Origin of the sequence: Parazoarcus communis SWub3 = DSM 12120, from assembly GCF_003226565.1 — a bacterium.
GTDB lineage: Bacteria > Pseudomonadota > Gammaproteobacteria > Burkholderiales > Rhodocyclaceae > Parazoarcus > Parazoarcus communis.
In genome coordinates this window covers 1-7,786 of the sequence record NZ_QKOE01000040.1, presented here as the reverse complement: position 1 = coordinate 7,786, position 7,786 = coordinate 1, and the positions used below count along the sequence as shown (strand labels likewise).

Annotated in this window: 10 protein-coding genes and 1 pseudogene; 7 read left to right on the top strand and 4 right to left on the bottom strand. The window is 60.6% G+C overall.

Annotation, left to right across the window (positions count from 1 at the left end):
• The 3 genes and pseudogenes from DNK49_RS22535 to DNK49_RS25315 form a co-directional block, all read left to right on the top strand.
• Positions 1–161, top strand: a pseudogene (locus tag DNK49_RS22535) (electron transfer flavoprotein subunit alpha/FixB family protein); the annotation flags it as partial.
• 274 nt (positions 162–435) lie between these two features.
• Positions 436–621 carry a hypothetical protein gene (locus tag DNK49_RS25320; RefSeq protein ID WP_438616912.1) on the top strand — a complete coding sequence of 62 codons (186 nt, stop codon included), beginning with the start codon at positions 436–438 and terminating at the stop codon, positions 619–621.
• 30 nt (positions 622–651) lie between these two features.
• Positions 652–891, top strand: a complete 240-nt coding sequence (locus DNK49_RS25315) for a DUF3363 domain-containing protein (RefSeq protein ID WP_438616911.1) — start codon at positions 652–654, stop codon at positions 889–891.
• On the opposite strand, the gene DNK49_RS25310 is transcribed toward DNK49_RS25315, so the two are convergent.
• Positions 828–1,634, bottom strand: coding sequence for an AraC family transcriptional regulator (locus tag DNK49_RS25310; RefSeq protein WP_110530290.1), 807 nt, complete (start codon positions 1,632–1,634; stop codon positions 828–830). The genes DNK49_RS25315 and DNK49_RS25310 overlap by 64 nt on opposite strands.
• 278 nt (positions 1,635–1,912) lie before the next feature.
• Here DNK49_RS25310 and DNK49_RS22520 point away from each other — a divergent pair, with 278 nt between their 5' ends.
• On the top strand, positions 1,913–3,589 hold the full coding sequence (locus DNK49_RS22520) for a 2-isopropylmalate synthase (protein ID WP_110530288.1): 1,677 nt from the start codon (positions 1,913–1,915) through the stop codon (positions 3,587–3,589).
• 88 nt (positions 3,590–3,677) lie between these two features.
• Entirely contained in the window at positions 3,678–3,860 is a 183-nt protein-coding gene (locus DNK49_RS22515) for a ParB N-terminal domain-containing protein (RefSeq protein ID WP_165843417.1), read from the top strand.
• Positions 3,861–3,963: 103 nt separating this feature from the next.
• Here DNK49_RS22515 and DNK49_RS22510 read toward each other — a convergent pair whose 3' ends face one another.
• From DNK49_RS22510 to DNK49_RS22500, 3 genes are read right to left on the bottom strand one after another with little or no spacing between them, the layout of a single operon-like run.
• Complete coding sequence (locus DNK49_RS22510) at positions 3,964–4,302, bottom strand: DUF6616 family protein (protein WP_110530284.1); 339 nt, start codon at positions 4,300–4,302, stop codon at positions 3,964–3,966.
• 14 nt (positions 4,303–4,316) lie between these two features.
• Positions 4,317–5,096, bottom strand: a complete 780-nt coding sequence (locus tag DNK49_RS22505) for a DNA alkylation repair protein (RefSeq protein ID WP_110530283.1) — start codon at positions 5,094–5,096, stop codon at positions 4,317–4,319.
• A complete protein-coding gene (locus tag DNK49_RS22500) occupies positions 5,093–5,599 on the bottom strand; it encodes a MarR family winged helix-turn-helix transcriptional regulator (RefSeq protein WP_110530281.1) in 507 nt (168 codons plus the stop codon). Before DNK49_RS22500 ends, DNK49_RS22505 begins: the two co-directional genes overlap by 4 nt.
• A gap of 408 nt (positions 5,600–6,007) precedes the next feature.
• On the opposite strand from DNK49_RS22500, the gene DNK49_RS22495 reads away from it, so the two are divergent.
• Together DNK49_RS22495 and DNK49_RS22490 are read left to right on the top strand one after the other, a co-directional pair.
• On the top strand, positions 6,008–6,907 hold the full coding sequence (locus DNK49_RS22495) for a transposase (RefSeq protein ID WP_207807091.1): 900 nt from the start codon (positions 6,008–6,010) through the stop codon (positions 6,905–6,907).
• A 26-nt stretch (positions 6,908–6,933) separates the two neighbouring features.
• Positions 6,934–7,461, top strand: a complete 528-nt coding sequence (locus DNK49_RS22490; RefSeq protein ID WP_243632487.1) for a hypothetical protein — start codon at positions 6,934–6,936, stop codon at positions 7,459–7,461.
• The last annotated feature ends 325 nt before the right edge of the window (positions 7,462–7,786 follow it).

The window sequence follows — 7,786 nt, the reverse complement described above, 5'->3', positions numbered from 1 at the left end:
TGGGCATCTCCGGGGCCATCCAGCACCTGGCGGGCATGAAGGATTCCAAGGTGATCGTGGCGATCAACAAGGACCCGGAAGCGCCGATCTTCCAGGTGGCCGACTACGGGCTGGTGGGTGACCTGTTTGCCGTCGTACCGGAGCTGACCCGCGCGCTCTGAGCCCGCTCAACCTCCTTCCCCTGGCGGGTCAGTCTCCTCTTTCTCTTCTGCCCGCCAGCTTGCAGCCCACCGTTGATGACGACGGTGGGCGTTTTTTTGTTTCACGATGACTCCAGTACCGCAATTTGCTGGACTACGCCAAGGCTCGATACAGCAGGTTTATCAATCACTTAGGCGAGTTCAACATATGCCGGTGCCTTCCGAAACTTGACCCGGCTTCCCCTCGCGTGGCTCCCATGCGGCTCTTGGAAACCGGGCTCTCCGAGGAGTCATCATGGCGAAGATCAAGCTCACCAGGTCCGCAGTCGATGCGGCACAACCTCAAGACAAGGCCATCGAACTGCGGGATACCGTGGTGCCCGGTTTCCTGTGCAAGATCACCCCGGCGGGCCGCAAGGTGTTCATGCTTCAGTACCGCACGAACGCCGGCGAGCGCCGCAATCCTGTCCTAGGGCAGTAAGGGGAACTGACCGTCGATCAGGTACGCACAATGGCACAGGTGTGGCTGACCGAGGTTCGCAAGGGGGGCGATCCCCGCGCAGTCAAGAACGCCGCCTGTAAGGCACCGACCATGAAGAAGTACTGCGGCGTCTACCGGCGTTCTGTAATGCTGGCCAGCGGCCGCTACGCGATGTTGGACGATGGCAGGGGTTTCTCGCTGGTGCCTTATATATCCGCCGCAAATGCCGAAGGCGGCTGTCCGAATTGCTTGCCGAACGCCGTAGTGTAGGCGCTATGGCTATCGTAGCCGCTGGCCAGCGCGACCTGGGTAATCGGCATTCCCTGCATCAATAGCGTCAGCGACGACATGAGCCGTAGTTGCTGACGCCATTTGCCGAAGGTCATGCCGGTCGCCAAGAGAAAACGCCGGTGGAAAGTCTTGTCGCCCATTGCCAGCCTGTTGGCCCACCCTGCGGCAGTGGCGGTGTCTCCCGGGTTGTCCAGCAGTGCTTGACATACATGCTGCATTCGGCTGTCAGCGCTGTCCGTCGGCCACGGCAAATGAAGCGGAAGAATCGGTGGAGTGCGCAGTTCTTCGATCAGGAGCGCGCCGAGCAGACGCATACGCTTGGAAGATGTGGCCGAATCGTTGTCTCGGGCCAGCGCCATGATCAACTCGCGCAGCAGGCTGGAGACATGCACGACGCAATCGGCTGCTGGCAGGCTTGTGCAAACATCCTCGCGCACGAACAGACCGTGCGCTTGCAGAGCCACGGGCACAACCAGCCGATGCTTCACGCCTGACCGTAACCAGACTGCTGCCGTGGGCGGCACCAGCCACTGGCCGCTTTCGGCTTCTACACGCAACAGGCCGCGATCCGCATGGATCAAATGACCATACGGATGCTTGTGCTGGGGTACGACATAGCCCGCCGGGTAGCGCACGGCAACACCGAATACCGGCAAACGACGAGCTTCTTCTGCACTCAGGTCGAGCGCATGGCCGCCGTCTTTGGGAGAGAGAAATCCCATGCTTGCGCAAGCATGTCCAAAAAAATAAAGAATTTGTCTATTTTTATGTAGATAGACGCATTATGCAAGCCTAACATAGGAATCAAGCAATCTATTGGGCCTATTCACTCATGTCCGCACTCGGTCTTTCGCAATGGCTACTACCGCTGATTTTTGGTCGGGGTCTGAGCGCGTCAATTCGTGCTGTGACCCATCCTGATTCCCCCTGACCCCGACCATAGTCAGCTTGTTTCAAGCCAGGGGAATCGGGTGCTAACGATTCCTTCGGAGTGTGCTTCATGCTGGCTGATCCTTCCCAGAAATACCGCCCCATCGCCCAGGTCGATCTCGCCGACCGTCAATGGCCTTCACGAACGCTGACGAAAGCCCCGATTTGGCTGTCCACCGACTTGCGTGATGGCAACCAGGCGCTGTTCGAGCCGATGAACCGCGAGCGCAAGCTGCGCCTGTTTCATGAACTGGTGCGTATCGGTTTCAAGGAAATCGAAATTGGCTTTCCCGCCGCCTCACGCACGGATTTCGAGATCGTGCGCCACCTTATCGACGCGGACAAGATTCCCGAAGATGTCACCCCTATGGTCATGACGCAATTGCGCGATGACCTGATCACCGAAACCGTGCGCAGCGTGGCGGGCGCGCGGCGCGTGATCGTGCATTTCTACAACGCCATCGCGCCCGCATGGCGCGAGATCGTATTCGGCATGAGCGTACCGCAGATCATCGACATGGTGGAATGTCATGTCGCGCTGTTCAAGCGGCTGACGGCGGCTCACCCGGAAACCGACTGGGTCTTGCAATATTCGCCCGAGACGTTCTGCATGGCCGAACAGGATGTTTCACTGGCTGTCTGCAACGCCGCCATTCGCGCCTGGGATGCGGGGCCGCAGCGGCCTATGATCATCAACCTGCCGACCACGGTGGAGGTCGCCACGCCCAACGTCTTCGCCGACCAGGTCGAATGGATGGATCGGCGACTGGAGCGGCGCGAGCACATCGTGCTGTCCGTACATCCACACAACGACCGGGGTACGGGCGTCGCCTGCGCCGAGCAGGCCATGCTGGCCGGTGCGCAACGGGTCGAAGGCTGCCTGTTCGGCAATGGCGAGCGTAGCGGTAACGTCGATGTGGTGACGCTGGCGTTGAACCTGTATACGCAGGGCATCGCGCCGGAGTTGGATTTTTCCGACATTGCGGCGGTCGCCCGCGTGGCCGAGGAATGCACCTCGCTGCCCATTCACCCGCGCCATCCGTATGTTGGTGATCTCGTGTTCACGGCGTTTTCCGGCTCGCACCAGGACGCCATCGCCAAGGGCTTTGCAGCGCAAAAGGCCGATACGCCCTGGCGCGTGCCGTATTTGCCCATTGACCCGAAAGACTTGGGCCGCACCTACGATAGCATCGTGCGTGTCAACAGCCAGTCGGGCAAAGGTGGCATCGCGTTTTTGCTGCAACGCGACCACGGCATCACCATGCCACGCCGTATGCAGGTGGAGTTCAGCGCCATCGTTCAGGTGCTGGCCGACGCCAGCGAAGCGGAACTGACCAGCGAGCAGATCTGGCACCTGTTCGATCGCACCTACCTTGCCCCGATACGGGAACAGTCCAGCTTCATCTATCGCAGCCATCGCCTATTCGGGCACGCGGACGGGCAAGGTATCGCGCTGGAGCTGGCGGATGCGGATGACAACGTCAAGACCATCGAGGGGTCAGGCAACGGCCCGCTTGCAGCAACAGTGGAGGCTTTGGGTTTACCGCTGCGCATCGACAGTTATGAGGAGCGCAGTTTGGGCGCTGGTTCCAACGCAGCGGCGCTGGCTATTGTGGAGGCCGCTGTGCCCGGTGTACCTGGATCGCGCTTTGGTGTGGGCCAACATTCGAACATCGCAACTGCTTCGATATTGGCGGTGCTGAGCGCGGCGGCAAGATTTTCGGCAGAAGTGAACTTATGGCACTAAACCTGCCGCTCAAATTATAGGGGTATGTATAGCAGTGCTCAGCTCTCTTATCCGAACTCGCCGCCGCGATGGCGACCATTACAAATTCATGGCCCGTGGCCTCAGGCTGACTGCGTCGACGCTGATGGTGAAGAAGCATCGTATCAACAAGGAATGGGAGGTGTCTTGCCTGCTGCTGGTCGATGGCACCGCCCGCACCACCAGCCTCACCGAGAACGTGCAACGCGAAGCCATGCGCCTGCAGCCTCAGTCCGTACCGTCCTGGAGCTGATGGTCAAAAACCTGGCGCGGCACTGGCCGCGCCAGGTTTCAAGGCTCAAAGCCAGACCGCCACACCGCCGCCTTCAATCAGGCAGCGGCGTGGCGGAAGATCATCACCCGGCCGCCAATGCATCCAAGTGAGTGCTGAAGCTTCCAGCATCGCTGGCGACATTCACATGGTCGAAGTAGTCGTACCAGCCACTGGCCTTGATACCCGTCAGCAGCGCATCTCTGGCTTGTCGATCAGGAAACCGCCAGATGCCCAAGAAGCGGTGATCGCTGGCATGGTCGATACTTGCATCGGCTTCGCTCAAGGCCAGTACTTCGACACCCAGGCTGGACAGTCCGCCCATCGCTACCTGAATGTCATTCAGAAACTGCTGTCGGCGGTCGGTAGACAAGGCGAACCATGCGGTATTGGGCGTATAGAGTTCAACAAGGTAGTGCGGCATGGTGGCGTTCTCCTTTACTTCAGGTTGCGCAAGGCGCGTTGGCAAATGCGGCGCGTGGCGTCGATGCTGGGTTGGTCTTGTTGCCATTGGGCGCACAGATCGCGCACCCAGTCGGGTTGAGTCTTGGCAGCGTCGTTGAGCCAGTTGGCCACCGAGTCCTGCACATAGACAGATGAATCGGCACGCAACTGCGAGAGGATCGGCAACGCCCGTTCCGGTTGTTGCTTGAGCATGACGATGTGGGCGCACCACACGCCACGCGGGCGCAAGGCTTCGCTGGCGAAGCGGCGCAAGCGCTCGGATGGTTCCGCCGTCCAGGTCGATAAATGCGCAATGGCGGCATCCAGGTCATGGGCCAGGTGCGGCCGCACGGCCATCCAGGCCCATTCGCGTACGCCAAAATGTGCGTCGTTGGCCAATGGCCGGATGGCAGCCAGTCGGCTTGGTAGATCCAGATCGGGCCGTACCCCGATCATGAAGCAGGCCCAGCCACGTACGGTGTCCGAGGCATGTCCTTGGCATTGCGCGATGCCATCGATGCCCAGTTCTTCCAACAGCACCGCACCGATACCGGCCATGCGCTTGAGGATGCCAAGCTGGCAGGCCGCATCCGTGTTTGCCAAGGCTTGCGGCGACAGATGCGGGAAAACCGTGCGTAGCAGCCGGGCCTGGTCGAGCGCCAGCCCTTCCACCAACGTGGTGCTTGGCAGTTCCCCGCGTGACAGTGCATCCAGCACGTCGGCGGGAATGTCGGCTGCGCGGGTCGCGCCCTTGCGTGGTGCTGTGGTGTTCATTGAGTCTTTCCTGGCCCGGACGCGCCGAGGTTCGTCGCCACCTTGTCAAGCAAGGTTGCCAGTTGCTGGCGTTCCGGGGTGGACAGGTTGCCGAACAGGCCGGCGATCCATCGGCTGTGCTGGTCGAAGACCTTCTTGGCCACCTGCTTGCCTTTGCGGGTCAGTTCGATGTTCAGGGCGCGGCGGTCGCTGGCGTTGGCCTGACGCTCGATCAGGGCTTCGCGTTCCAGCCCGTCGAGCAGGCCGGTGACGGTTGCGCGGGTGATCCCCGCCTGTTCGGCCAACACATTCGGGGCCAGCCCTTCGCTGGCAGCATCGAGTAGAAACAGCAGGACGAATCGGCCTTCGGAGAGGCCATGTGGCGTCAGCAGCGCGGCGCAGTCGCGGTCGATCGCCGATGCCAGTGACAGCGTTTGAAAGCACAGCCTGATACCTGCCACATCGGGGAGTTGCCGACGTTGTGCCTCTTGCAACAGCGCTTGGTACTTCTGTTCCAGATTCATTATTGATGCTGCCATATAGTATGGCGGCTAATTATATATGAGGTGTTTGGAGCAGTCTATGGCGTGTCGGCACAATGCGCCGTCGGGCTTTCGGGCTGCGCCCGTGCCACCGATGACGTGATGGCCGTCCCGGCATTAATTCCTTACGCCCACTCGCCCGCGCGCTACCTGCTTGCGATGAAAGCCGAGCCTCGCCGCTCTGCGTCCCTACGTTGCGCGGTGCGGCGTGGAAGAAAGCCAGCGAGGCCGGGCGGGATGACCTGTCGGTGGCCATCGACGATCCTGCCGATCCACTTTGGTCAGTAGCGTAGACTTAAAAAAACAGTAGTTGTCTATCCTAAACACGATGATGCAGAGGCCGCCAGGGCGGAGCGTACCGTAGAACGACTCAAGGCCGAAGCGGCAAAGATCCGCGCCTGGCTGGACGCGCATCCTGACGAGCGACGCAGTGCCAAAGGCAAACCGTGGCTGAGTAATCGGACCGACAACGAGTCGGCCAAGATGGCCACCGGCAAAGGCGTGATCCAGGGCTACACCGGGGTGGCCGCGGTCGATGCGAAAACACAGATCGTCGTCGACGCACAGGTGCACGGCACCAACTCCGAACAAGAACTGCTCCTGCCGGTAGTCGAGGCGGTCGAGCCCTTTCGCACTCCCAACACCACGCTCTGCGCCGACGCTGGCTACCACTCGGAGGCGAACCTGAAGGCGCTCGCCGAAGGCGGCGTCGACGCCTACATCTGCGACAACGACTACCGCAACCGAGACGACCGCTATGCCGGACAGGCGAGTTACAAGGACAAACCCGATCCGCTGTGGGACAAACGGAAGGTGGTCAAGAAGGCGCGCTGCTTCCGACCCGCGAATTTCACGCTGGCCGAGGATTGCCCGCACTGCGTCTGCCCGGCCGGTAACAAGCTGTACTCGAACGGCTCGAACTGCACCTTCAACGGCTATGTGGCGATGAAGTTTCGAGGCGCCGAGCGCGACTGCGTGCCGTGTCCACTGTGCGACCAGTGCTTGCGCACCCCCGACACGACCAAGACGCGTCAGGTCGCCTTCTTTCAGGGCAAGCGCGACAGCGAAGTGCGCTACGCCGAGCGGATGAAACGACGAATCGACTCCGACACCGGCAAGCGCATGATCACCGCGCGCTTTGCCACCGTCGAGCCGATCTTCGGCAACCTGAGAAACAACAAACGGCTCCATCGCTTCACATTGCGCGGGCGCGCCAAGGTCGATGGGCAGTGGAAGCTCTACTGCCTGGTGCACAACATCGAGAAGTTTGCCTGCAATATATATGCATAATAAGTAGAACAGGCACTGGCGATACAATGGCCCGCAGAAGCATCGAGATGTACGAGTACCGCCAAGCCTTGATGCGCATGCGTCAGGGCGACTCCGAGCGCGAGATTGCGCGCTCGAAACTGACGGGGCGCAGCAAAGCGGCCCGCTTTCGCGAGTTGGCCGACGCCCAGGGCTGGCTCGATCTCACCCGCCCGGTGCCGACCGACGCCGAGATTGCCGCCGTGCTCGGGTGGCCCCGGCTTCCGGTGTCCGCACAGTCATCGATTGCGGCCTATCGCGCGCTGGTTGAGCAGTGGCTGGCACAGGGCGTGTCGGGGGTGGTGACTCACGCCACGCTCGCACGCGAACACGGTTTTACCGGGCACTACTCGAGCGTGCGCCGGTTGATCGCGCAGATCGGCCGTGACCGTGCGCCTGAGGCCACGGTGCGGCTGACGTTCGCCCCCGGCAGGGCCTGCCGCCGATACTTGGGCACCGTCGCCTCCGGCGCCGCCAGCCATCGCTTCACCGTGTTCCGCGACAAACCCGTCCGCTGCTTTCGGGCCGTTATCTGAATCTTAGCGCTTGCCTCGCCACGCCTCACCATCATGTCAGTCAAGCCTTGGCAGATGGGTGGGTCGTAAGCGCGTGCCTTGCTTGGTTCTCTCGCGCCATAGTGTCTATCTATTTATAATTTTTATCCATAAGTAATTTTATTTAGCGCTCTGTGATATCTGTTATGGTTATGTAAATGTGTTTTTCATGTTGTTCCGGGGTTCCTGCATGACTTGAGCTTCTCAAGCGACATGCCCTTTCCTCCGTTGTGGAGTGCTTTCGATGGTTCGACGAGCGTTATTTTCCAAGTGGCTGGGTAAGGGTGTGCTGTATGTTCTGATTGGC

Bases quoted from the DNA above. Each gene is read 5' to 3' on its own strand.
- DNK49_RS25320 (WP_438616912.1), top strand. From the start codon at position 436: ATGGCGAAGATCAAGCTCACCAGGTCCGCAGTCGATGCGGCACAACCT.
- DNK49_RS25315 (WP_438616911.1), top strand. From the start codon at position 652: ATGGCACAGGTGTGGCTGACCGAGGTTCGCAAGGGGGGCGATCCCCGC.
- DNK49_RS25310 (WP_110530290.1), bottom strand. From the start codon at position 1,634: ATGGGATTTCTCTCTCCCAAAGACGGCGGCCATGCGCTCGACCTGAGT.
- DNK49_RS22520 (WP_110530288.1), top strand. From the start codon at position 1,913: ATGCTGGCTGATCCTTCCCAGAAATACCGCCCCATCGCCCAGGTCGAT.
- DNK49_RS22515 (WP_165843417.1), top strand. From the start codon at position 3,678: ATGGCCCGTGGCCTCAGGCTGACTGCGTCGACGCTGATGGTGAAGAAG.
- DNK49_RS22510 (WP_110530284.1), bottom strand. From the start codon at position 4,302: ATGCCGCACTACCTTGTTGAACTCTATACGCCCAATACCGCATGGTTC.
- DNK49_RS22505 (WP_110530283.1), bottom strand. From the start codon at position 5,096: ATGAACACCACAGCACCACGCAAGGGCGCGACCCGCGCAGCCGACATT.
- DNK49_RS22500 (WP_110530281.1), bottom strand. From the start codon at position 5,599: ATGAATCTGGAACAGAAGTACCAAGCGCTGTTGCAAGAGGCACAACGT.
- DNK49_RS22490 (WP_243632487.1), top strand. From the start codon at position 6,934: ATGGCCCGCAGAAGCATCGAGATGTACGAGTACCGCCAAGCCTTGATG.